This is a genomic window from Tritonibacter sp. SIMBA_163, assembly GCF_046535935.1.
Lineage (GTDB): Bacteria > Pseudomonadota > Alphaproteobacteria > Rhodobacterales > Rhodobacteraceae > Epibacterium > Epibacterium scottomollicae.
On sequence record NZ_JAWJBP010001416.1, the window covers coordinates 1 to 233 of the forward strand.

Here is a 233-nt window from a genome sequence, read left to right on the forward strand (position 1 = left end):
CTTTAAAGCCTCTTGAATCGCTTCTTGAGTAATTTCATGAAACACCATCCGTTTTGTGGGTACTTTGGGATTCAGCAGTTCTTTTAAATGCCAAGAAATACTCTCTCCTTCACGATCTTCGTCTGTGGCGAGGATGAGTTCATCCGCTTCTTTCAAGGCTGCTTTTAATTCTTTAACCACTTTCTTTTTATCACTGGGAACCACATAGACGGGTTTAAACCCTTCTTCAACAT

The 233-nt window shown here is 40.3% G+C and carries 1 protein-coding gene; it reads right to left on the minus strand.

What is annotated here, in order from left to right:
* Window positions 1-233: toprim domain-containing protein (locus tag R0J92_RS26955; protein WP_411053943.1), on the minus strand; the 233-nt coding region annotated here is incomplete at both ends.